This is a genomic window from Pseudomonadota bacterium (assembly GCA_038533575.1).
GTDB lineage: Bacteria > Pseudomonadota > Alphaproteobacteria > Rhodobacterales > Rhodobacteraceae > Shimia_B.
On the sequence record JBCAYL010000065.1, the window covers coordinates 1 to 501 of the forward strand.

Genomic DNA, 501 nt, shown 5'->3' on the forward strand with positions numbered 1-501 from the left:
TCGGCACGTACGACGAGCACACCGAGGCCCTCGACCGCCTCGCGCCGCCGGAGGCGAGCGACGCCCAGTTTGCCGCCCAGACGGTCACATTCGGACCGCGCGCCGTGCGCCCGCTGGCCCCGCAGGAGCACAGCGAGGCCGTGACGGCGCTGGTGGCCCGCCGCGAGGTGCGCCGGTCGCTGCAGCCGCAGCGCCGCGTCCAGCGCGACGCGCCGGTGCCGATGTACGCCGCCGCCGTCCCGTCGGAGGTGCCGCAGGCCGAGGCCGCCGCCGACCGGATCGCCGCGCTGAAGAACGTCGCCGCGGTGTACGCGTCGCCGATGGAACGAACCCGGGAGACGGCGGCGCCGATCGCCAAGGCCCGCAAGCTCCGCGTCCGTCAGGCCAAGGGCCTGATCGAGTGCGACTTCGGTGACTGGACGGGCAAGAAGCTCGCCGATCTCCGCAAGCTCGACGAGTGGAAGACCGTGCAGCGCTACCCGAGCGGCTTCCGCTTCCCCG

At 74.3% G+C, this 501-nt stretch carries 1 protein-coding gene; it reads left to right on the top strand.

Translation table 11 applies throughout. The annotated features are described in order from the left end of the window. Positions 1 to 167 precede the first annotated feature (167 nt). A partial coding sequence (locus tag AAFM92_17025) for a histidine phosphatase family protein (GenBank protein ID MEL7302058.1) occupies positions 168 to 501 on the top strand: 334 nt, incomplete at its 3' end.